The sequence below is a fragment of the Litorilituus lipolyticus genome (assembly GCF_006439335.1).
In the GTDB taxonomy this organism is placed as follows: domain Bacteria; phylum Pseudomonadota; class Gammaproteobacteria; order Enterobacterales; family Alteromonadaceae; genus Colwellia; species Colwellia lipolytica.
Map to the genome: position 1 here is coordinate 300,232 of NZ_SAWY01000041.1, position 23,505 is coordinate 323,736.

The 23,505-nt window shown below is 38.3% G+C and carries 20 protein-coding genes; 11 read left to right on the top strand and 9 right to left on the bottom strand.

Going from position 1 to position 23,505, the window contains the following annotated elements:
- The first annotated feature begins 6 nt into the window (after window positions 1-6).
- The 7 genes from EPA86_RS18040 to EPA86_RS18070 all read left to right on the top strand — a co-directional run bounded on the left by EPA86_RS18040 (window position 7) and on the right by EPA86_RS18070 (window position 7,192).
- Window positions 7-465: a hotdog family protein gene (locus EPA86_RS18040; RefSeq protein WP_140605773.1), complete on the top strand. Its 459-nt coding sequence runs from the start codon at window positions 7-9 to the stop codon at window positions 463-465.
- A 25-nt stretch (window positions 466-490) separates the two neighbouring features.
- Window positions 491-1,216 (top strand): 3-oxoacyl-ACP reductase FabG, encoded by a 726-nt coding sequence (gene fabG, locus EPA86_RS18045; protein WP_140605774.1) that lies wholly within the window; start codon window positions 491-493, stop codon window positions 1,214-1,216.
- A 228-nt stretch (window positions 1,217-1,444) separates the two neighbouring features.
- Window positions 1,445-2,668, top strand: coding sequence for a beta-ketoacyl-ACP synthase (locus EPA86_RS18050; protein ID WP_140605775.1), 1,224 nt, complete (start codon window positions 1,445-1,447; stop codon window positions 2,666-2,668).
- Window positions 2,669-2,673: 5 nt separating this feature from the next.
- Window positions 2,674-3,546 (top strand): MipA/OmpV family protein, encoded by an 873-nt coding sequence (locus tag EPA86_RS18055; protein ID WP_170309704.1) that lies wholly within the window; start codon window positions 2,674-2,676, stop codon window positions 3,544-3,546.
- 155 nt (window positions 3,547-3,701) lie between these two features.
- Window positions 3,702-3,923, top strand: coding sequence for a FeoA family protein (locus EPA86_RS18060; RefSeq protein WP_140605777.1), 222 nt, complete (start codon window positions 3,702-3,704; stop codon window positions 3,921-3,923).
- A gap of 43 nt (window positions 3,924-3,966) precedes the next feature.
- Window positions 3,967-6,108: a ferrous iron transport protein B gene (feoB, locus tag EPA86_RS18065; protein WP_140605778.1), complete on the top strand. Its 2,142-nt coding sequence runs from the start codon at window positions 3,967-3,969 to the stop codon at window positions 6,106-6,108.
- Between the two features lie 43 nt (window positions 6,109-6,151).
- Window positions 6,152-7,192, top strand: a complete 1,041-nt coding sequence (locus EPA86_RS18070) for a 6-phosphofructokinase (RefSeq protein WP_140605779.1) — start codon at window positions 6,152-6,154, stop codon at window positions 7,190-7,192.
- Between the two features lie 14 nt (window positions 7,193-7,206).
- On the opposite strand, the gene EPA86_RS18075 is transcribed toward EPA86_RS18070, so the two are convergent.
- The 8 genes from EPA86_RS18075 to EPA86_RS18110 form a co-directional block, all read right to left on the bottom strand.
- Window positions 7,207-8,310 carry a phosphotransferase enzyme family protein gene (locus tag EPA86_RS18075; protein ID WP_140605780.1) on the bottom strand — a complete coding sequence of 368 codons (1,104 nt, stop codon included), beginning with the start codon at window positions 8,308-8,310 and terminating at the stop codon, window positions 7,207-7,209.
- Window positions 8,311-8,421: 111 nt separating this feature from the next.
- Window positions 8,422-9,297 (bottom strand): nucleotidyltransferase family protein, encoded by an 876-nt coding sequence (locus EPA86_RS18080; protein WP_140605781.1) that lies wholly within the window; start codon window positions 9,295-9,297, stop codon window positions 8,422-8,424.
- Between the two features lie 17 nt (window positions 9,298-9,314).
- Complete coding sequence (locus EPA86_RS18085) at window positions 9,315-10,778, bottom strand: Gfo/Idh/MocA family protein (RefSeq protein ID WP_425462586.1); 1,464 nt, start codon at window positions 10,776-10,778, stop codon at window positions 9,315-9,317.
- A 113-nt stretch (window positions 10,779-10,891) separates the two neighbouring features.
- Entirely contained in the window at window positions 10,892-12,202 is a 1,311-nt protein-coding gene (locus EPA86_RS18090) for an ATP-binding protein (RefSeq protein WP_140605783.1), read from the bottom strand.
- 17 nt (window positions 12,203-12,219) lie between these two features.
- A complete protein-coding gene (locus tag EPA86_RS18095) occupies window positions 12,220-12,942 on the bottom strand; it encodes a response regulator (protein ID WP_140605784.1) in 723 nt (240 codons plus the stop codon).
- A gap of 49 nt (window positions 12,943-12,991) precedes the next feature.
- Window positions 12,992-13,468: a DUF3019 domain-containing protein gene (locus EPA86_RS18100; protein ID WP_140605785.1), complete on the bottom strand. Its 477-nt coding sequence runs from the start codon at window positions 13,466-13,468 to the stop codon at window positions 12,992-12,994.
- On the bottom strand, window positions 13,458-14,354 hold the full coding sequence (locus tag EPA86_RS18105; RefSeq protein WP_140605786.1) for a MipA/OmpV family protein: 897 nt from the start codon (window positions 14,352-14,354) through the stop codon (window positions 13,458-13,460). Before EPA86_RS18105 ends, EPA86_RS18100 begins: the two co-directional genes overlap by 11 nt.
- A 123-nt stretch (window positions 14,355-14,477) precedes the next feature.
- Window positions 14,478-16,460: a TonB-dependent receptor plug domain-containing protein gene (locus EPA86_RS18110; RefSeq protein WP_246058472.1), complete on the bottom strand. Its 1,983-nt coding sequence runs from the start codon at window positions 16,458-16,460 to the stop codon at window positions 14,478-14,480.
- Window positions 16,461-16,743: 283 nt separating this feature from the next.
- Between EPA86_RS18110 and EPA86_RS18115 the strand changes: the two genes are divergently transcribed.
- The 4 genes from EPA86_RS18115 to EPA86_RS18130 all read left to right on the top strand — a co-directional run bounded on the left by EPA86_RS18115 (window position 16,744) and on the right by EPA86_RS18130 (window position 21,141).
- Window positions 16,744-17,937: an acyl-CoA dehydrogenase gene (locus tag EPA86_RS18115; protein ID WP_140605788.1), complete on the top strand. Its 1,194-nt coding sequence runs from the start codon at window positions 16,744-16,746 to the stop codon at window positions 17,935-17,937.
- An 85-nt stretch (window positions 17,938-18,022) separates the two neighbouring features.
- Window positions 18,023-18,376 carry a hypothetical protein gene (locus EPA86_RS18120; RefSeq protein ID WP_211664965.1) on the top strand — a complete coding sequence of 118 codons (354 nt, stop codon included), beginning with the start codon at window positions 18,023-18,025 and terminating at the stop codon, window positions 18,374-18,376.
- A gap of 249 nt (window positions 18,377-18,625) precedes the next feature.
- Window positions 18,626-20,440: a thiamine pyrophosphate-dependent enzyme gene (locus EPA86_RS18125; RefSeq protein WP_246058473.1), complete on the top strand. Its 1,815-nt coding sequence runs from the start codon at window positions 18,626-18,628 to the stop codon at window positions 20,438-20,440.
- A 185-nt stretch (window positions 20,441-20,625) separates the two neighbouring features.
- Window positions 20,626-21,141 (top strand): hypothetical protein, encoded by a 516-nt coding sequence (locus tag EPA86_RS18130; protein ID WP_140605790.1) that lies wholly within the window; start codon window positions 20,626-20,628, stop codon window positions 21,139-21,141.
- Between the two features lie 75 nt (window positions 21,142-21,216).
- On the opposite strand, the gene EPA86_RS18135 is transcribed toward EPA86_RS18130, so the two are convergent.
- Window positions 21,217-23,400 carry a S46 family peptidase gene (locus EPA86_RS18135; protein WP_140605791.1) on the bottom strand — a complete coding sequence of 728 codons (2,184 nt, stop codon included), beginning with the start codon at window positions 23,398-23,400 and terminating at the stop codon, window positions 21,217-21,219.
- Between the last annotated feature and the right edge of the window lie 105 nt (window positions 23,401-23,505).

Consider the following 23,505-nt stretch of genomic DNA (forward strand, 5'->3'; position numbering starts at 1 on the left):
CAAAACATGAAAAAAAATACCTATGCAATTGAGCATGTAGTTCCACATGCTCACCCAATGATTTTAATTGATGAATTACTTGAGTACGATGACTCAAAAGCCCTTTGCCAATTAACGATTACTGAAAACAGTAATTTTTATAATAGCGAAACTCAATCAGTGCCCAACTATGTGGCCATAGAGTATATGGCGCAAAGTATTGCAGCTTTTGCCAATGCTAATGAAAAGGATCAAGGCGGTGAAGTGTCAATTGGCTTTTTAGTGAGTAGTCGAAAACTTAAGGTGCTAGTCAAAGAGTTTAGCCTCGCCAGTACATTATTAGTTACTGTTGAACAACTGTATAGCGAAGAAAATGGCTTGTCTGCCTTTGATTGTATAATAGAGCAAGCAGGTCAAATAGTTGTCGAAGCCAAAATTAATATTTTTCAACCTAACGATGCTAAAGCATTTTTAGCTGAGCAATAAATTATTGCAAGATATGGAGTAAAGCATGTCAAAACGAATTTTAGTCACAGGTTCTAGCAAAGGGATTGGTAAAGCGATTGCATTAAAGCTGGCATCAGATGGTTTTGCTATTACAGTGCACTGTCGTTCAGGTATTGAAGCAGCACAACAAACCGTTGCCGAAATTAAAGCACTAGGTGTTGAAGCATCATTATTACAATTTGATGTTAGCGACAGAGAAAATGCTAAATTGATCCTCGAACAAGAGTTAGCACAACATGGTGCCTTTTATGGCGTGGTTTGTAATGCTGGTATTACCGCAGATACCGCTTTTCCAGCGATGATGGATGATGAGTGGGATAAGGTCATACATACCAATTTAGATGGTTTTTATAATGTATTAAAGCCATTAGTTATGCCGATGGTACAAGCAAGACAAGGCGGAAGAATTGTCACTATGGCGTCGGTTTCTGGGATTATTGGTAATCGTGGTCAAGTGAACTACAGTGCTTCAAAAGCGGGGATTATTGGCGCGACTAAAGCTCTTTCTTTAGAATTAGCTAAACGAAAAATTACCGTTAACTGTGTTGCTCCTGGATTAATTGATACAGGGATGACTGACGATCTTCCGGTTGAAGAAATTAAAAAAATGATCCCATTAAAGCGTGCTGGTTCAGCAGAAGAAGTAGCTCACACTGTTAGTTTCTTAATGTCTGATGGCGCAGCCTACATCACAAGACAAGTTATATCAGTGAATGGCGGTATGGCTTAAATAGCTCGTTTTATTCGTTTTTGTAAGTTTTTATCTACCACTTGTCAACCACTTATCTCAACGCAAAAATATCTTAACTAAGCTGTTAAGATATTTTTATGTCTTTAATAAAGTGTTAATATCGCGTCATTATTATTAGCGCCTATGCCAACAAATTTGAAAAACTGAGTGTTTGATTGTTTTTCTATGTAATTAGCGTGCTAGTAACTCGTATTTACAGGATTAAACATGAAAAGAGTTGTTGTTACAGGTATGTCTGCGATTACCGCCTTAGGTGATGATTGGTCGACATTTAAAGGTGCGTTAATTAATGGTGAGAATGCTGTTCAGTTGATGCCAGAATGGCATGTTATGGATGGCTTGAATACTCAAATAGCTGCGCCTGTAAACCACTTTGAAAAACCAAAACACTTTAAACGCAAAAAGGTACGTTCTATGGGACGCGTGTCTTTGATGGCAACTCGGGCAACTGAATTGGCACTAGAGCAAGCGCAATTATTAGATGCTCCAGCGTTAACAGATGGAACCACAGGTATTTCTTATGGCTCTTCAATTGGTTCTACTGAGCCGTTAATTTCTTTTGGCCAAATGCTTGAAAACGGTAATATGAACGGTGTTACGGCGACAAGTTATATACAAATGATGTCGCATACTGCGCCAGTGAATGTTGGGGTTTATTTTGGCTTAAAAGGGCGAGTGATCACTACAAGTTCTGCCTGTACCTCTGGCTCTCAGGGAATAGGTTATGCCTATGAAGCGATAAAATTTGGTCGTCAAAAATTGATGGTGGCAGGCGGTGCTGAAGAGTTATGTGTTACAGAAGCAGCAGTATTTGATACCTTATATGCGACCAGTATTAAGAATGACACCCCTAAGTTAACACCTAAGCCTTTTGATAAAGACCGAGATGGTTTAGTTATTGGTGAAGGTGCTTGCACATTAATTTTAGAAGAATATGAGCATGCCAAAGCGCGTGGTGCGACTATATTAGCTGAGTTGGTAGGTTTTGGTTGTAATTCAGATGGTATGCATGTTACTCAACCTACAGCTGAGACTATGCAGATTGCTATGGAACAAGCCCTAGAAGATGCTGGCTTAACAGCGAGTGATATTGGTTATGTTAACGCGCATGGCACGGCAACAGATAAAGGTGATATTGCAGAATCGAATGCTACAGCCAATGTGCTCGGAAAAGTGCCAATTAGTTCATTGAAAAGTTATATTGGTCACACCTTAGGAGCTTGTGGCAGTATTGAAGCTTGGGCAACGATTAATATGATGGAAGATAATTGGTTTGCGCCGACGGTAAACTTAACACAGGTTGATGAAGCTTGTGGTGATTTAGATTATATACAAGGTGAAGGGCGCACTATTGAAACTGATTATGTTATGAGTAATAACTTTGCCTTTGGTGGTATAAATACCTCTCTTATTTTCAAGCGATGGTCGTAATCACGATGCACAAAAATAAATACTTGTTAGGTTTAGCGCTACTGTTTATAAATTTTTTTACTCTAGCTAATGCTGATGTTAACAGTGAGTCAGTGGTAATTGAAAAGCCTAAAAGTAAAATGGAAATTGGTGCCGGGGCTTTTGCTTTAAATTTGCCCCATTATCTTGGCTCAGATCAAAGTGATGCATATGTAGTGCCTTTTCCCTATTTCTATTATTTAGATGATAAATATAAAGTGGATAGAAACCAGTTTACCGGGAAAATTTGGCAAGATAATCACTTCTATTTAGATATTTCAGCTTCGGGTGGCGTTAAAGTTAATAGTGACGACAATACGGCGCGAAGAGGTATGGATGATTTAGACTGGGTGTTCGAATTAGGTCCCTCAATCAAATATTATTTGCAAGGTGATCCGCAAGCCTCTGATTATTTTTATCTAGAATTTTTTACGAGAAAAGCCGCAGCTACCGATTTCAAGTCAATAACTAATGTCGGTTGGCGTTATGGCCCTAGTGTTAGTTATCAAAAGCATTTCTCTGATCACGCTTTACCTAAGTTTTTGGCAGGTCATGGCGCAGAATTTGAGCTAACTGTACGTGCTAATATTAACTTTTCAGATGATAGGTACCTAAATTACTATTACGGCGTACCTGAGCGCTTTATTAGCCAATCACGCGCTGCTTTTAATAGTGATGGTGGTTATGCTGGCTCAGATATTTCGGCGGGATTAACGTATAAAGTGAACCAATGGTGGATAGGGGGCTTTGCTCGTTATTACAATCTATCAGGTGCTGAATATATTGATAGCCCTTTATTGAAACAAGATAATAATTGGGCACTAGGTTTTGGTGTCGCTTGGATTTTCTATCAGCGTTAATTGCACGTCTTTTACTGTCTTACCCAATAGCGACACTATCGCTTGATCAGAATCAAATAACTTCGCTTTGTTTTACTATGGGCTTTAGCAACAAAATGTTATAATCTAAACGAAAGTAATTATCATTAACTATTCTTTTTGTGCTGAGGTAATGCATGACATTAATTGATTTACCTAAAAATAAACGAGCAAAAATACTGGCTTTACCTGAAGACAAGCATTTAGCTGCACAGTTACTTGAACAAGGTTTTGCTGTTCGAACTGAAATCTCTTTAGCACATAAGGCACCATTTAATGGGCCTATCGCTTTTCGTTTACACAATACAAAAATTAGTCTTGCACGTGCAGTTGCACAACAGATTAAGGTTGATGCTTAGTTACTAGTTTAACGACTGTTTCCTATTCTCAAGTGAGCTATTCATGAGCACTAATAAACACTTTGCCCTAGTTGGCTATGCTAATTCGGGTAAAAGTACGCTGTTTAATGCATTGTTGCAATCAAGTGATAAGCAATCGCAAAAAAAGCATCAACAAAAAGTTGGCAATTGGTCAGGTGTGACAGTTGCCGCTAAAAAATCTCCTATTGTTATTCTTGACGAAGATGCCTTCTTATCAGATTTACCTGGTATTAGTTCCTTAAATAAGCGCGATGAGCAAGGGCAAGATTTAACCATTTCACATCAGTTCATTGAAAATGCTCAAATAGATGTCTTAGTCAATGTCATTGATGTTAACCAACTTAGCCGCCAATTATATCTAACCAGTCAACTGTTAGAGTTAGGTATACCTGTGTTAGTGGTATTGAATAAAGCGGATTCACCCGAAGAAGTTCCAGTTGATATTGAGTTATTATCGAGTGAATTAGGTTGCCCTGTTATTGCAATGAGCGCTAAAAATGATATTGATGTTTCAGTCTTATCAAAGCACTTGCTGGAGTTAGCTAAAGAAACGCAAGCTCCTAATAAACAACACACTGATGAGCCTGCAACATCACGAGCAACGTTAAGTCATATTCAAGCTCGGCATGATTATGTTGCTGATGTTTTATCCAGAACTAACTTGGTTTCACCTAATACCAATTCACTGACCGATAAATTAGATAACTTTATCTTGCATCCTATGACCGGTATTCCAGTCTTTTTGATGATGATGTATCTACTATTTATGTTTGCTATAAATGTTGGTGGTGCATTTATTGACTTTTTTGATATTTTAAGTGGTTTTATTTTCGTTACTTACCCAAGTGAACTATTAAGCCCGCTTAACTTGCCTGCGTGGCTATCTACTATAATTGAGGGGTTTGGTGCGGGTATACAAACCGTAGCGACCTTTGTTCCAGTAATCGCTTGCTTATTTATTGGTTTATCGCTTTTAGAAAGTTCGGGATATTTAGCTCGAGCGGCTTTCGTTGTTGATACTGTAATGCAAAAAATTGGCTTGCCAGGTAAGGCTTTTGTACCATTAATTGTCGGCTTTGGTTGTACCGTGCCTGCCGTGATGTCTGCAAGAGTTTTAGATAGTGAAAGAGAGCGTATTACCACGGTTATGATGTCTCCTTTTATGTCGTGTGGTGCAAGGCTACCTGTATACGCCTTGTTTGCAGCAGCATTCTTTCCTGATAACGGTCAAAATTTAGTTTTCTTGTTATATTTAATTGGCATTGCGGCAGCCTTATTTACTGGCTTTTTACTTAAAGCAACGGTGCTAAGTGGTACAAGTTCATTAAACATTATGGAGCTTCCTCAATACGAGTTACCCAAGTTGCTTGATATTTCAAAGCGAGTTTGGCAAAGAACTGCAGGTTTCGTTACTGGGGCAGGTAAAACCATTGTGATAGTTGTTTGTCTTTTAAATTTCCTCAACTCAATAGGTACTGATGGTGAATTTGGTCACCAAGACAGCGAACAATCTATATTGAGTGAGGGGGCTAAAATTGTTATGCCAGCATTAGCGCCAATGGGAGTTAAAGAAGAAAACTGGCAAGCAGGTGTTGGTATCATAACAGGCATTTTTGCCAAGGAAGTACTTGTAGCAACATTTAATAGCTTATATTCACCTGTTAATGGGGCTGATGAAGAAGAAGCAAGCCTAAGTGAAAGCTGGCATGAAGCACTAGCAAGTATTAAACAAAATTTATTGGGAATTGCACCGGAAGATCCATTAGGGATTTCTGTTGGTGAGGTGAGTGATTTATCAGTAGCTGCAGTTGAGCAAGATGTTGAAGTAACTACTTATCATGTGATGCAAACAGCCTTTGCTGGCCAGCTTGGCGCTTTTTGCTATTTACTCTTTATTCTCTTATATACCCCATGTGTTGCCGCAATGGGAGCCATTAAAAATGAAGTAGGGAGTCGTTGGGCTGCTTTTGCAGGCATTTGGAGTTTTGTTTTTGCTTACTTAGTGGCGACAATCTGTTATCAGCTCGGGAGTTTATTTGTATCGCCGCTTTCATCAATGCTGATAATTTCAATTGCTGTATTGGTTTTTATTGCAATTTATTTTTGGCTCAAAAGCCAAGGAAAAAAAGTACTTACTATCCCAGTGACGGTTAACTACTCTTAATATATTAACCATAACATTGCTGTTTATTAGGGCGGGTTATTAAATGACAGTAGCAACAAAACAGATAAAGCGAATAGGTTTATTAACCAGTGGTGGTGATGCGCCAGGCATGAATGCAGCGATACGCGCTGTGGTGTTAGCAGCACATCATTATCATATTGATGTAATCGGTTTTGTTCATGGTTACAATGGCTTAGTCATAGATGAGTATATCGCTCAAAGTAAACGCCTTAATTTGACTGATGTAAACAGTATTATTCATCAAGGTGGTACGATATTAAAAAGCGCGCGTTGTCCTTTGATGATGGAAAAGTCGGGCTTGCATCAAGCCTCTGACACCTTAGTTGAACAATCAATAGATGCACTTATCGTTATTGGTGGTGATGGCTCTTTTACTGGCTTATTAGCATTACAAGCGTTATGGCAAGGACAAGTTATCGGTGTGCCAGGTACTATTGATAATGATTTGGCTAATACAGATTTTACTATTGGTTTTTCTACAGCGGTAAATACAGGTATTGAAGCCATTGATAAGATCAGAGATACCGCTGATGCGTTTGAGCGAGTCTTTATAGTTGAGTTAATGGGTCGGCACAGTGGTCATATTACCTTTAATGTAGGGATCGCCTGTGCCGCTGAACAGGTCTTGTCATTTGAAAACTTTTCTCAAGATGATGAAGAGGCAAAACTTCAACAACTCGCCGAAGAAATACAACAAGCTCAACAAAGTCGACATGGTAGTTATATTATTGTTATGGCCGAAAACCTGTGGTCAGGTGGCGCGACTAAGCTTGTTGAACAACTAAAAGCCTTAGCAGGCATTGAATGTACAGCTTGTGTTTTAGGCCATATTCAACGAGGTGGCTCTCCAGTTGCTAAAGATAGAATATTAGCGACAAAGATGGGGGTTTGCGCCGTTCAAGCGATTGTTGGTGGTGAAACAGGAATAATGATCGCTGAACAACAGGGGGTAATGAGTCATGTGCCACTTGAAGCTGCTATCACTCAAGGTAAGCACGTTAGTAGTCAGTTAGTTGATGCTCAGCAAAGTATTCTTGCCCTGACCGCCCAAACTCAGTGTTAATCGTAACAATTGAATTAGTTTATTGGCTCTAGTGCTTTTTTCACAAACTGTTGTAAATTGGTTTCAGCTGCCGTGATGAGTTTATATAATTGTAGCTGGTTGTTTGCTCTGTCTAAGTTGTGATTTACCCGAGAAGTATGGAAGTAGCTATCACCATTGAGGTGATCTGTTAAAAAGCGTGTACCAATAATAAAGGGTAATAATCTGGCGCCGACAATAAGACTTTGTTTTTCTAGTTGAGTAATAGAGTCCGCAAAAGTATCTTGGTAGTTTTCTATTAATGCTTTAAATATTGATAAGTTTAAAACCATACTATCAACACAGGGATCATCTTCTGCTAAGTTACTACAGCAAGTTCGAACCATATCACCAAAATCATGCATAAGAAGGCCTGGCATACAGGTGTCTAAATCAATAACAGCACAAGGTTTCTGGCTTGAAGCACTAAAGAGAAGATTGTTAATTTTAGTATCATTATGAGTAACATGAACAGGTAATGTATTACTTATTTCAATAACTTGCTCTATAAATTTTTGCTGTGAAAAACAAAAATCGACAACTTCTTTACAGCCTGAAAGCCTACCATGCAAATCGTTAGCAACAGCTTGTCGCAACTGATTCATACGGGATGATATGTCGTGAAAATCTTTAATTATGATGGTTAAGTTTTTTGCTGAAAACTGACTTAATGTATGGCTGAATTGTGCAAAAGCTTGAGCGACTAAAGCTGCCTGTTTCGCTGTGGTTACAGATTCTAAAGTGTATGAGTTTTCAATAAACTCCATAATTCGCCAATAGTTTTCACCAATCTTTACTGCACTATCACCGGTTATGGTCAGTAAGTGTTGGGGTACAAATAAAGGATAGGCGTTATTGAGCTTCTGTTTGCTAAGATGCTGATTGATTAGCTGTGCGTTATTACACAAAGCAACAGGATCTGGAAATACTTCGTGATTAATGCGTTGAATAACATAACTATTAGTGGCTGTAACTAATTTAAACGTATCATTAATATGACCATTACCTAAAGGAGCAAGCGATGCAGTAGTAAAATCTTGCTCAAAATGACTTAATAACAGCTGGATATCCCTGCTGTAAGGTATATTTTTATCGTCCATATTACTTTTTATATTTACTGATACTACTTAATCTGATTTTGTAGATAAATCTTGAGAAATGACTCTTCGCTGATATATTTACAGCCCACTAGCTATGCAGCTATTCTACATTTATTTTGGAAAAAGAGCAGTTATTTTTTCTTCTACAAGGCAAGTGTCTTGCGGGAATGTTAAGCCAAACCATTTTGCTGAGGTGGTTAGTACTTTAACGTGTTTTTCGCCCTTTTCTATTTGTGACATGACGACATCGGGTAAGTAGCATTCCGCCATTTTTTTTGATTTTTTCTCTATGCTAGTGTTCTGCAATAGAGCTTGAATAGCATGTTCTAGTGCAGGGAATATATCAGGTGTGAAGTACCAGCTATTCATTGAAACCAAGCAACTAGGCATTAATGTTGTTTCATGTTGAGATATTGTCGCCGTAATCTCTTGTGCCTGCTGAATGATATTTTCCCCTTCTTCAATTGAAAGTAAGGTATTGTTCTTGGAAAGTTTACATATACCACGGTTAACACCACCAAATTTAGACAGTGTTTGTTCTAGCTGGTATGCAACCATGAGATAAAAATTATCAGCTTGCTCATCGTGTGAAGCAAGCTGCTTAAAGCAATCAGCGCCATAATAATCATCTGCATTAATTACGGCGAAATTACGGTTTAACTTTTTTCGGCAACACCATAGTGCGTGAGCGGTACCTAGGGGCTTTGATCTTTCATCTTCTACTGAACAATTTGCAGGTAACTCGTGCAATGTTTGCTGAACAAAATCAATAGTTAAAGACTTAGGTAACCTTGGCACTATTTGTACATTAAAAAGTGCTTGTAGCTCAGGACGAATGACAAATAGACATCGTTCAAAGCCAGCGTTCACGGCATGGTGAATATTATACTCTAACAAAGTCTTGCTTTGCGGCCCAAACTCAGCGAGTTGTTTATCGCCGCCAAAGCGTGAACCTAAGCCCGCTGCTAATATTACTAATGTTTTCATTTGTTTTATATATACAACTAACTGACGATATCAAGAGGTTGTGCATGTTGCCATTGGCCACGGGTAAAATCAGGGATATCTTTGGAGTTACTTCTATCAGAAACTGAATCAGCACTCAGTGGTGTAATAACAGACCAAGCTGCGGCATCATAAACGTCTTGATCTTGTGGCAAGCCATTACGTAAGCAATAAACCATTCGCCAAAGCATTAAAAAGTCCATGCCACCATGACCACCATTACGCTGTGCTTCATTACCCATTCTTAACCATAAGGGGTGCTCATACTGTTGCTGCCACTTTTCAATATCGTAGTCCCAACGATGAAAGCTTGAAGGCTTAGGTTTTCGTCCTTGTTCACCTTGCTCATGCCATTGCTGCAGTTTGCGCTCAAAGTCCTGCTGGTAAAGTGCTTGGATCTTACTTGGTGCTTTTTCAACAGCAATGCGATTGGGGAAACCGGCAAAAGTCCCATTCGTTCCTTGAATATAATTATGACGCGAATAGGGTCTAGGGCTGGTGGTATCATGTTGAACCATGATAGAGCGCCCTTTAACGGTTTTGATCACACTGGTATTCATATCACCAGCAATATAGTGCAATTGATTGCGTTCGTGCTCTGAAGAAAATTCTCTAGCCGCATAGGCTTGTCTCCCTAATGCAGGTGAACTGGTTGAAGTGACATAATCAAATCTGTCGCCTCTATTAATATTCATATATTGAGCGACAGGACCAAGGCCGTGAGTTGGATATAAATTGCCATTAGTTTTTGTATGCCAATAAGTGCGCCATGAACCTGTTTTTTCAGTTAATTCTTTCATCTGCCAACGGAGCTCATGAATATAGGCGGCTTCACCGTGTAACAAGTCACCAAAAAGCCCTTGGCGTACCATATTTAGTACCATGAGTTCATCTCTGCCATAGCAAACATTTTCCATCATCATGCAGTTTTTTTGTGTTTTTTCTGCAGTATCGACAAGTTGCCAGCATTCTTCTACGGTGGTTGCAGCGGGGACTTCAACAAAAGCATGTTTGCCGCTATTCATGGTGTCAACACACATGGGGGTATGCCATCGCCAAGGAGTGGAAATAATAACCATATCAATGTCTTGACGTTCAAGCATTTTTTTATACGCTAAATCAGACCCCGTATAACGAGCGGGCTTTTTAAAACCTTTACTGACAACATGGCTTAAAGAAGCATCGAGTACTTTTTCGTTTGTATCGCAAATTGCAACAATTTCAACACCATCCATATGACAATAATGTTTTACATGACCAGAGCCTCGTTCACCTACGCCAATAAAACCTATACGAACAATGTCCATTTTGGGCACGGTTAACCCCATAACGGATTTTCCTTGGGCAGTAGGTACCTGCATTGTGTTTTTGGTCGTTGTACAACCCGTTGTCATGCCTACACTGACGCCTGCTGCTGCACTAGCTGCAATGGTTTTTAAGAATTGACGGCGATTTTGGCTCATGATTAATTCCTTTGATTCAGTGTGAGAAGTATTTGTTGTATGAGGGGGAAATAGTAACCTCTAACAGTTATTGAATTAAACTTATTTATTCGACTTCAATAAACTAAAGGAAACTATTGAATTGGGAAGCGTAGAGTGAAACAAGCACCTGATAAGTTCTTGCTCTTGCTGGCCTGAATGTTCCCTTTGTGCCAATGCATCACTTTAGCACAAATAGCTAAACCTAAGCCAAAGTGCCCTTGCTCTCGAGGAATGTCAGCATCAAGTTTAACAAAGGGGGTAAAAATAATATCTAACTTGTCTTCTTCTATACCTTTACCGTCATCTTCAATAGTGATTATAAGTTGTTTGGCTTGTTTTTTTATTGTCATTTCAACGGTTGTATTTGCATAACTAATGGCATTGGTTAATAAGTTGGTTAATGCGCGATAGCACCAGTGGTAGTCAAGGGTATGATGAATGGTTTTTGAGTTATTATCATTCAAATGCACAGTAACGTTTTGTTTTTTAGCTAACGGCAGACAATCATTTTTTACTGAAGATAATAATTCAATAACGGATACTTTACTTTGTTTGAGGTGTAAAGCTTGCCTTTCCATTGAGGCATAATCTAAGAATGCACTGGTCATATCTTCCATACGGGTAAGTTCATGTTCCATACGGTTGAGGTACTCATTCTTTTTGTCGACAGTGGGGGTATCAATTGCTGCTTCCAAGCCAAAACGTAAACAAGCAATAGGCGTGCGGATATCGTGTGATAAACCACGCGCCAGTATTTTATTGTCGGCGACTAATTTTTCAATTTGGTTGGCCATATTATTAAAACTATTCTCAAACATTTTTATATAAGAGATAGAGCTTGGTTTTATTCTAGCGTCAAGCTGACCTGCGCCAATTTTAGCAGCAGTATGATTTAACAAATAAAGTCGTCTTGTTAGCGGAAATAGCCAAATAATCAAGATACAACATATGCTGATGTATAAAATCATCGTGAGTACAAAGTTAAATGAACTGTCAATTTCAGGTTCATCGGGAATATCTAACTGTAATAAGAGTTGTGGGTGTTTTATTAATGTTTTTAGTAAATACTGCGCATCATTTGTTGCAAGATATAAGCTACTCTCTTGATCTAGTTTTTGATGTAAACTGGCGGGTAAAGCGATATTTTCACGTGCAATTATTGACACGTCGAACTGATATAACTTATGAAAGTCTTGCAGCTTCTCTGGTAATTGTTCAACTGGCAGTTGATTTAGCTCTTCGCTTAAGCCGTTTATTAGTTGGTGATATACATCGGTTGTATAATTTTTTTGATGAGACAGTTGAGCTTGCTCGGCAGTTTCGGCCAACTTATCTAAACCCCAACCTATAATAAATAAAGAGCCTAGTACCGTAAAAATAATACTGAGATAAAGGGTACGCATAACGCTAGTAACTCATGTTAAACTTCGTTATCTGGTTGTTGTGGTGAATTTTCTTGCCATGCATCACTGACAAATAAATAGCCTTTTCCCCACACGGTTTTAAATTTTTGGGGCTTTTGTGGATCGTCATGAAAGACTTTTCTTAAGGTTGACAGCATTACGTCAAAACGACGATCTTGACCGTCATATTCTCTCTTTTTAAGTGCTTTAAACACGGAGTCTCTGTCTACGACTGTACCTGCGCGCTCAGCTAAAAAGGTTAAAAATGAAAATAAACTTGTTGATAGCTCAACTTCTTTCCCCTGATAGGTGACTCGTTTAGCTTCTTGGTTAATTACTAAATCACCAAAGGTAATTTTGTTTTCAACACTGTTATTGCGTTGTACTGTGGTTAATTGCCTATTAATTCTGGCGAGTAAGGCGCGTGGACGTACTGGCTTTATCACGTAGTCATCAGCACCTGCTTCAAGGCCAATAACTTCGTCAAATTCATCGGCACGCGCTGTTAACATTATAATAGGTAACTCTTGGTGTTGTCTTATGGCGCGGCAAACTTCAATACCATTTAATCCCGGTAACATCACATCGAGTAAGACTAAGTCTATTGGTGAGTTAAGGAGCACGCCAAGCACTTCATCGCCGCGTGCTTTATGCGTAACTTTGAAGCCTTGTTCGGTTAAATATTCACTAACCCAGCTTGCCAAGCTCATGTCATCTTCAACAAGTAGAATGTGGTGCATAATGTTTCCTTAATACATACTAGCTAATCTAGTTGATAGCCATGTTTATCTAGAATAATCGCCAACGTTTTTTACGAGAGCTTTTTTTATGAAGCCAGCTCACTTTCACTTGAGTTTGCGCTATCACTTGCTCATTCTTAAGGCTTCGAAGTTGATAGATCACTGTTTGATCAGATTCAAATTCAAATTCAAATTGAGCTACTTTATCGTCTTGCCAGCAGGCAATTTCTTTTTTATGACCATATTGATATAAGCATAAACTTTGCTTAGTATCGGCCTGCCATTCAAGTTTTATCGTGGCAAAGCAGTTTCTTCCTTGTCGTAAAGACACGCATTGTTCCGGTTGAGCGACAAAGCTTACTTGTGCTGGCTCGACTTGTTGTATCGACGCTTCTGTTACTTTTGTTAATGCCACTGCTAATGGCATGTTACTGCCTTGATTTTGTGTTAGCTCTGCAGCGCTACAGGGGAAACTCAATAAAAACAGCCATAGCAAGACAATTCCTTTGCCAAGATTAGAATACATATAGCACTCCAACCATCACTTGGGTTACTTGGTTTTCATCAACAATAGGGCTGTCTTTTACATTCGATGAAAAATAACTATGTGTTATCCCTGCATTGAAAGACCAATTTGTTGAAATTGGATGCTGTGCATATATTTCTGCTTGTGCTCTGTAGCCTTCTTCTGCGGTAAACTCAGGTCTATTCTCATTAGTTTCGCCAAAGCTAACACCAATATAATAATCCATTATATCTTGTGAATAATAAGTAAACCCTGCGCCTAAATAAATATCCCAATTTCGATGCTGTACTAGATGACTATAAAAGCTATCAAAAATAAAACCCTGCACATGATCGCCATGCTCATCATTTCCTGCATGAGCTGAAGCAATATCAAGTGTTAATAATGCATTATCAAGGTAGTAAGAATAACGTAGCGCTATGCCGCCAATACTGTCGCGTTCACTTAAACCTTTGAGTTCGCTATCACTGCCACCACTATATTCAATCAATGATTCTGAATCAAAGCCCTCCATATAGCTTTTGATAATGACATCAAGTTGCCAGTCCTCTTCTTCTTGAATATGGTAGCCTAATTCAATACCATCGAGCGCTAAACTCGCACGTCGCTGGTTACTTTGTAGGAAAAAACCTTTATATGATAAATCCACCCAGATAGCTGGGTGCATATAATGCCAAGGCTCTTCCTGTTTAATGCCTGCAATTATTTTAGGATCATAAACTAATGATAATTCAAGGACTATTTGCCACTCAAATTCGCCAGATTCTTCTGTTTTTTCTAAAGCAGATTCTGTGTTCTCATTTGCAAAACTAGTCTGACAAATCCCAAGAAAAAAGGCAGTAAAAATGAACAAAAGGGCATTTGATAAACGTTGTTTACTTAGCATAGTCACAGGGCATTATTGTTAAAATACTCACATGTTACCATAATGTAACTGTGACTGACTTTGCCCTGCTGGGTTATTTGTTTAAAAAATGTAAATGATCATCTTTTCGCATTTATATTTGTATTAAAAACTCATCTTTAAGCCTATATAAGGAAAAATACCAATATCCTCTTCACCTGAAATCGTATAATTATTCGGAGAATCATTGTCTTGCGGATCATAATAATAGCCAGAGATATTCTCTTGAGCCATGGCATTGATCACCGCGAAGGTCCATTGAGCATCCTGTCCAAAATATTGTGTATGATATTTCGCTTCTAAATCTAAGCGATGGTAAACAGGCAAGGTTTTGCTGTTTAATTCACCATAATTTGGGAGATAATGATCGGGATAATCAGGATTTTCCCTTAGACCAACAATAGGAGTGTATTTTGCACCACTTCTAACAGTAAGTCGTAAGCCAAAATCCCAATGTTCATTTAGTTGGTAATTAGCAACGACATTAGCCAATAAAGGGGTATCTAAGTAATATTCAGATGTAGTATTAGTTATTTCATCGGTCCGCTCACTTTTGGACCAACTTAAAGAAGCCCAGCCATACCAGCCGTTATCTCGCTCTCGTTTAATTACCCATTCAATACCTTTAGCATCACCGGTTAAATCATTGGTGTATTTAATGTCATTTTCTTGTAAGTCATCTGTTGAGCGAGCTAATTCAGTCAGATTCTTTTGATAAATATCAATGCTCGTAAACCATAAATCAGTTAATTGATATTCAAATGCTAAAGAGTAATGTGTTGCTTCTGGTGACTTTATCTCTGGGTTGCCGATTTTTCTTAAGGCCGTACTTATGTCAGGAAAACGACTATAAGTTCCTGCTTTTGCTTTAACGGTTAATGCGTCTGTTGCGTACCAGTTAATTGATAATCTTGGATGAATAAAGCTTTGCTCAGTGTAATCATCACGTTCAGCTCGTATTCCAAGGTTGACTTGCCAGTTATCGTTAATATTCCAAATTTCATCAAGGTGTATGGCAATATTTTCTACCTCAAGGTCAGTACTGTCTTGTATTCTTTCACCTTTTTGTTGATTACAATCCGCATCATGATCTGTACAATAATATGGAATAATATCAAACTCGTAATCGACCATACTTTTACTGTAGTCTGCGCCAAAGCCAAGTTTATGATTTTCAAACCAAGCAAGTTGGTAGAAAAAGCGTAAGCTATATTCTTCTTCATCGATATCAATAAACTGACCATTACCAAAACTTTGTTTTGATTCTTCTTTGTTATGGCTAGCGACTAAGTGCATTAGTTTTTGCTCTTCACCATAAAACTGCCAAGACAAACTTTGGCTATCAAAACCTGTTGATATTTTCAAATCGCCAATGGAATCTGGGTCGACTCTACCAGATTCTGAATTTTCAGAAATATTAATGCCACCAGTATCACTCGCACCTGAGGCCGTAAAGGTTAACTTATGTGATTCACCCACTAGCCATTGATATTTCGCTTGATAGTCGTCACTAATAGGTGCTTTAAATACGGTATATCCATCTTCTTCTTCGCCTTCAGGTAAGAATAAATGCATTTGGCTTCGTCGGTAAGATAAGTAGAATGCTTGATCGTCAGTGACAGAGCCCTCCACCATGACACCGCTTCTAAGCATACTTAAATCTATAGTGGTTAAAATATCTTGATGACGAGGATCACGTAGCTGTACATCAAAAACACCGCCTGTAGCATTACCATATTCGCTACCAAAAGCTGCGGGGTGAAGCTGAAAATCCCTGATTAAATTTTCATTAAAGATGCTATCACCGAATAAGTGAAATAAGTATCCAACGGGCATGTCATCAACATAAAAGGCATTATCATCAGGTGAAGAGCCTCTAACGGCTGGTTCACCGCCACTATCTCCGCCCGCATAAACTATTCCCGGCATACTGTAAACGGCGCTAAGTGGATCTCCGCTAATACCTGCAATGTTTAGTAACTCTTGGGTTTCTTCCGTCATTTCGGTATTCGCTTGATTTCGTTTGCTGGTTACCTCAATGACTTCAATATCTTGTTTTTCTTTTTCGTCAGTATCATTTGCTAGCAAGGAGTTGCAGCTACATGATAAAACGATAGCAAGTGTAAGTTTCGATAACTGATTAGGCTGCATGGACGTTTTGTACTTTAATGATTAATAATTGCCTGTATCATGCAAAAAAATGCTGTTTGAAACAGTAATGTAAATGTCGACAAACTGTTTTAGCTTTGTCAGAAAGTGTAAGTAGCCTTTTTTATTGTTCTAGCGCATATCACGTGGTGCTTTGAATTGACTTGCGTATGCTTTCAATTACTATTTCACTATATATTTATCGCGTAACATAGAGAACAACATGACCACAGCATCACAAGCTTCAAAACCTCGTTTTAACTGGCAAGATCCATTACTACTTGAATCATTATTGACTGAAGAGGAGCGCTTAGTTAGAGATAGTGCCCATCAATACTGCCAAGAAAAACTCATGCCGCGCATTTTATTGGCAAATCGTAATGAAGAGTTTGATGTCAATATTATGAAGGAGTTTGGTGAATTGGGGTTATTGGGCGCTACCATTGAAGAGAAATATGGCTGTGCAGGTGTAAATTATGTGACATATGGCTTAATTGCACGAGAAGTAGAGCGAGTCGATAGTGGCTATCGTAGTGCAATGAGTGTGCAATCCTCTTTGGTTATGCACCCAATACATGCTTATGGTAGTGAAGAACAAAAATTAAAATATTTACCTAAACTTGCCTCAGGTGAATATATTGGCTGCTTTGGCTTAACTGAGCCTAATTCTGGTTCTGATCCTGCTAGCATGGCAACGAAAGCCGTTGAAGTTCCTGGTGGGTTTAAGCTAACGGGCAGTAAAATGTGGATCACAAACTCTCCGGTTGCTGATGTTTTTATTGTGTGGGCTAAGTTAGCAGGAGTTATTCGAGGTTTTATTCTTGAAAAAGGAATGTCAGGGTTATCAGCGCCTAAAATTGAAGGAAAGTTTTCATTACGTGCCTCAATTACAGGTGAGATCGTTATGGATAATGTTTTTGTACCACAAGAAAATATGCTACCTAACGCTAAAGGTTTATCTGGACCGTTCGGTTGCTTAAATAAAGCGCGTTATGGTATTGCTTGGGGCGCGTTAGGAGCGGCAGAGTTTTGCTGGCATGGCGCAAGGCAATACACGTTAGATAGAGAGCAATTTGGTAAACCATTGGCAGCAACACAATTAATTCAAAAGAAACTCGCTGATATGCAAACGGAAATTAGTACGGGTTTAATGGCGTGTTTGCAAGTGGGACGTTTAATGGATGACAATAACCTTGCCCCTGAAGCTATATCGTTAATAAAGCGAAATTCTTGTGGTAAAGCACTTGAAATAGCAAGGCAAGCCCGTGATATGCATGGGGGAAATGGTGTGAGTGATGAGTTCCATATCATACGCCATGTGATGAACTTAGAAGCTGTTAATACCTATGAAGGCACCCATGATGTGCATGCATTAATATTAGGTAGGGCACAAACAGGTATTCAAGCTTTCTTTTAAACAAATTTGTGCTTTTTTTAGTCAAAACTGTCTATACTGATCTAGCTAGGTGAAGTTGACTTAAATTGATTGGAATAAAGGAACTATGATGATTAAAATATTGAGCATTTTGTTATTATTAGCGACTTTTGGAGCATATGCGAAAAATGATTCTCAGGAAATAACTAAAGCTGAACTATCTGATGAAGTTGCAGGATGTTATATCGCGCATAAAAGAGCTAGGACTGATTTTTATAATAAAGGTGATGCTGAAATTTACAAAGAGATTATTGCTCAGTTATCAGGTAAGCAAAATGTAAATAAAATAATCAATATTGCTGCGCGAAAACAAACGGGAGCTCCTGCACTTGAAGGAAGTTTAGGGATTAACCCTAAAATTTATGCAAGTAAATACTGCACAGAAATTGAAGAAAAACTACTGTCGTTGATGGTTGATTAGACTTATTAGTTACTAATCAATAAGCAGGTTAAGAGGCATGATTATTCGTGCCTTTTTTATTTTTATTGATTTATGATTCCCTTTCTATCTTTCATAAAAATCATACTTTACAGTGACTGTAAAAAACTCTGAACATGTGGCTTCACATTGGTTTGCCATGGTTTAGACAAACCATGATCTTGATCATCTTATAAATTTTTTTCCCTTTTAAAGTGTCAGTAAATTTTAATATAAATTTCAGGTGAAAAAATGTCCTACGAAGCAAACTTTGGTCAAACCTATAGTGAGCAATTACCAACTCTTGGCGATGTGATGCGAGAGGTAATTAATTTCTTTGGTGGTTCAAGTATTTACGGTGTAGGTGGTGATTTTGCGGCAAACTTAATAGCGGCACTTGGTGAAGATATTGATATTTTTCCATCAAGTAATGAAATGCATGCCGGTTTTTCAGCTTGTGCACAAGCTGAAATTTCGGGCATGGGGTTTTGTTTAACCACGTATATGGTGGGTAGTTTACCTTGTACAAGTGCCGCGGCGCTTGCGGTAACTGAAAGTTTGCCTGTAGTTTTTATTTCAGGTGCTCCTGCAGAAAGCGAAGTAAACCAATTAGCGATTCATCATACTATTCATCCTAATGCTTCTTGGAAAGCTGAATATGACAATGCTCTAGAGGCATTTTCTGCTTTAGGCATGCGTGTTGAAAGGTTACAAGGTCAGCGCCTAGCAGGGCATCCTAATATTGCTGGTCAACGCTTTTATCAAATTGTCGCTGAAGCCTATAAAAGCAAACAGCCTGTTTTCATTGAAGTGCCAAGGGATCAAGTGTTTGCAAAAACTCAGCCTCTTAAGTTACCTCAAGACGTAGATCATATTTGCTGTGGTGGTAATGTATTGGGTGGCACTGACTTAGTGGCTCAATCTATTATTGAAAAGCTAAAGCAAGCTAAACATCCGCTGCTATATATTGGAGATAGGTTAAAGCACAATAGTGAATTGAAAAACTTAGTCATTGCTTTTGCAAATCAATTTAATATTCCTTATGCCACGACTTGGTTTGCCAAAGGGCTTTTTGATGAAACGGCTTCGCTATGTTTAGGTGCTTATAATGGTGTGTTTAGCCAAACGGTAGGGCGAGATTATATTGAGAACGATATTGATTATGTGATTGATGTGGCAACTAGTATTTTCTCGCAAGATTGTAATGTTGCTTTTGCTACAGGTACGCATGTCATTGAAAAATTTGCCAATAAGACTTTATTAAAAGGTGGCTCATTACTTGAAAAAGATTTAATTGAAATTTTTAATCGTTTACTTGAAAGTGATATGCCACGTTTTAACATTGAAGTGCTTGTTAATAAAGTCGAGCAAGGCGTTGATGTTAATAAACAACAGCGGTTATTAAGTACAATAGATGAAACCACGGATATTGATTTTAATAATTTAGCAAAAACCTTAAATGAGCTGCAACAGCAAAGTCAGAAAACTCACGTATATTTGCCTGAAGTAGGGAATTCCTACTTTGCCAGTTACAGTTTGGAGGTGAAAGCTTCTAAGCTTGGACGCTCTTGGATAACCAACCCTTGGTATGGCGCTATGGGCACCGCTTTACCTTATGCCAGAGTGATAGCACAGCATATCAAAGCGCAAGGTAATACCGAAAGAGCAGTGGTCATAATAGGTGATGGCGGTTTCCACTTTCAATCAAATGAGTTAATTCACTTCTTAAAAGATCAAACTAATGTCACTATCATCTATATGCGAAACAACATTTTTCATTTAGGTAAAAGTGGTGATGGTAAAATATATCATTGCAATGATGAGCAATTTAACGTTCATCATTTAGTGTCTGCCTATCAAGGACAAAGTCAAACGTGTCAAAGCGTAGCTGATTTTAAAAAGGCGTTTATAAATACTGAAAATGCAGTAGGTATAAATCTAATTGAAGTGTTAGCTAAGCCAATAGAAGAAAGACAAAGTAATGAGTTACAGTTATTAAACTTATACATAAAATCGAAAAATGGAAATCCAGAAGCGGTGAGTAAATGGCAGGAGATAACTCAGTAGCTGAATATTTTTGAGTGGCTGTTTAAGTGCCCATTTTTGTTTAATTTAGGTGCCAGTGTAGGTATTTGTTTAAGTGTGTATTTAGGGACTTCTCATTGTTAAGTCTAGTTCATAAATAGATTGCTTAAGCTTAGGGACAATGTGTCGATAACTTAGTTATAACGATTGGCAACTGAGCTTAAGTGATGAAGGATTATTTAACCAATATATCAGCTGTAGCTATCTTTGATGTAGATAGGAATGCTGTAAATGAGCGTGGCGAAACCCCTAATGCATATAGCCAATCAATTAGTCAGTTAACAACAAAACAAATAGCTAAGTCGAATAACAGTAATGCTAATTCACCGTCAAATGTTACTAAGCAAAATCAAGTTGATACGGTATCTATATCAAATCAAGCATCTGAGCAATTGGCGAAAGAGCGAAAAGCGTTAGGGCAGGAAATTGCCGAAAAATTATATGAGATAAATGAACAAGAGTCGGCAAAACAAAGTCAAGACAGTAAAGATCCTCTTGATAAGCTTATTGCACAAATTAAAGAACAAATAAAAGAAGTACAGCGTCAGCTTCAAGCATTACAGCAAGATAAATCAGAGCAAGCAGAAAGGCAACGAGAGCAGCTAAATGGCCAACTTATTGAGTTAAATGCACAGTTGCTGGCTATTTTCGAGCAAAAAATGCAAGGTATGAAGCAAGAGTAATTTTATTTTCATCGATTGATGAGTACAAAAAAAAACGGGCTTCGGCCCGTTTTTTATAGTTATGAACTGAATAAGTTATTCAACAATATCCATTTCTTCAATTAAGTTGGTAGCGCCGTCAACATGCTCCATTACCCAAAGCATATAACGAACATCAACATGAATTGAACGATTTAGTTTAGTGTCGTAATCCCAGTCACCAATGATACTTTCATAAACACCATCAAAAACTAAACCAACAAACTCAGCTTTATCATTTAACGTTGGTGAACCCGAATTACCACCAGTAATATCTAAAGTACCTAAGTAGTTAACGGGTACTGAACCAATCGCTTCTTTTTCGTAACCACCATAGAATTTCTTCTTGATAAGGTCTAATTGCTTTTTCGGTGCATCAAATGGTGCAACGCCAGTATCTTTAGCAACAATGCCTTCAAGGGTAGTATATGGCGTAGCCACTAAACCGTCTTGAGGTGAGTAACCTTTAACATTACCGTAAGTGATACGTAATGTGCTGTTTGCATCAGCATATACAGGTAAGTTCTTATCATTAAAGTAAGCAATTAATGCTGCCATGTATTTAGGACGGTAAGCATTGATGTTACCAGCTAATTCTTTTGACTTATCTTCAATCGCTTTACGCTCTTTGAAGCTAGTTACTGCTAGTTTGATAAATGGGTCTTTACTTTTTTCAAAATCACTCACCGATTTATTCATCCAAGCTAAACGTTGCTCTTCTGAGTTAAGCGTTGTTTTTTTGTACATTTTAGCGAGTTTTTTACGTAAAGCTTTTTCATTAAAGTTTTTCGCAGTTGTTTTGCTTAAACCAAAGAATTTATCAAACGCAGTAATACGATCAGATTTAGGTAATGCCACGTAATGCGTTAACATTGCCACTAAAATCTCAGTATCAATTTTTTCATCGTAACGACGATCGACCGCTTTCATACCTTGTTCAAATCGAGCGATGTCACGTTCTTGATAGCCACGTTCACGTTCTAAGTTTGGCTTTTGTTTTTCTACGGCTAAACGATGTAAACGGTTTGCCGTTGTTAGCATTTTGCTATAACGCATGTAACCGGTAATTAAATCGCGAGCTTGTTGAGCGTCATCCATTTTCAACAGCTTGTCTAAGCCAGATAGTGCTTCGCCATATTGTGCTTTACGCTTGGCATTACTGTTTACCCATTGTGACAAGTTACTTTCAAGAGCTTGTTTACGTGCAAAGAAAGTTCCTGTGTTAAAACTGTGGATCATAGAACCATAGTTTTTAGCATAGTTTGCAAGGCCAGCTAAGGTGCTTTCGTACTTAAGACGTGCTTCGCTACCTTCTTCAGAGTGAGTGTGAATTAAATCAATAATTTCTTCACGGTATGCCTTAGCTTGCGGATAAGTCCAAGTAAACGTGTTCTCTACTTCATATGCTGTACGGTAACGATTAGTACGACCAGGGTAACCTAGAACCATAATGTAGTCGCCATCATCAACACTACTCTTGTTTACTTTTAAATGATGCTTTGGTTTGTAAGGTACATTGTCTTTGCTAAAATCAGCTGGCTGACCATCTTTACCCACGTAAGCGCGGTAAAAGCCATAATCGCCAGTATGTCGTGGCCACATCCAGTTATCAATATCGCCACCGTATTTACCAATACTGCTTGCAGGGGCGTGAACTAAACGAACATCACGAATGGTAAGCTGTTTGAAAAGGTAATATTCTAATCCACCGTGGAAATTAACCACGCTACAACGATAGCGATCATCATTTTCACATTCAGCAACAAGCTTTTTAGAGTTTTCGTCAATAGCTTTGTAGCGTTGGCTACCTGTCATATTGTTATTTAAACCCGCTTTAACTAGCTTAGTCACTTCGGTAATTTCTTCGGTAACGTATATGCGACTGCCTGGTGTTGCTGGTACTTCTTCATCAAGAGATTTTGCTAAAAATCCATTTTTAAGCAAATTGTTATCTTCTGTTGAGTTGTACTGAATTGAGCCATAAACACAATGGTGGTTTGTTGCTACTAAGCCTTGATCAGAAACAAAAGAAGCGGTACAGCCACCTAAACTAACAATGGCGCCCATAGGAAAGCCAGTTAAGTCAGTTAGATCATTCGGGTTTAACTTTAAACCTGCTTTAGTTAATTCTTTCGCAATAGTAGGTAGTTGATGTGGTTGCCACATCCCTTCATCAGCTATCGCAGTATGACTAGCAAATGCTAGCGCAGGTAGCATAAGTAGTTTGGTTAATTTTCTCATAGGAAATATCTCAACAGTGTATGTTATTATATTGTTAATTTTTACAGAATGAATTTTGCGTGACAGAGTGAAGACAGTCAAGTTAGTCAGTACTCGAGACTGTCC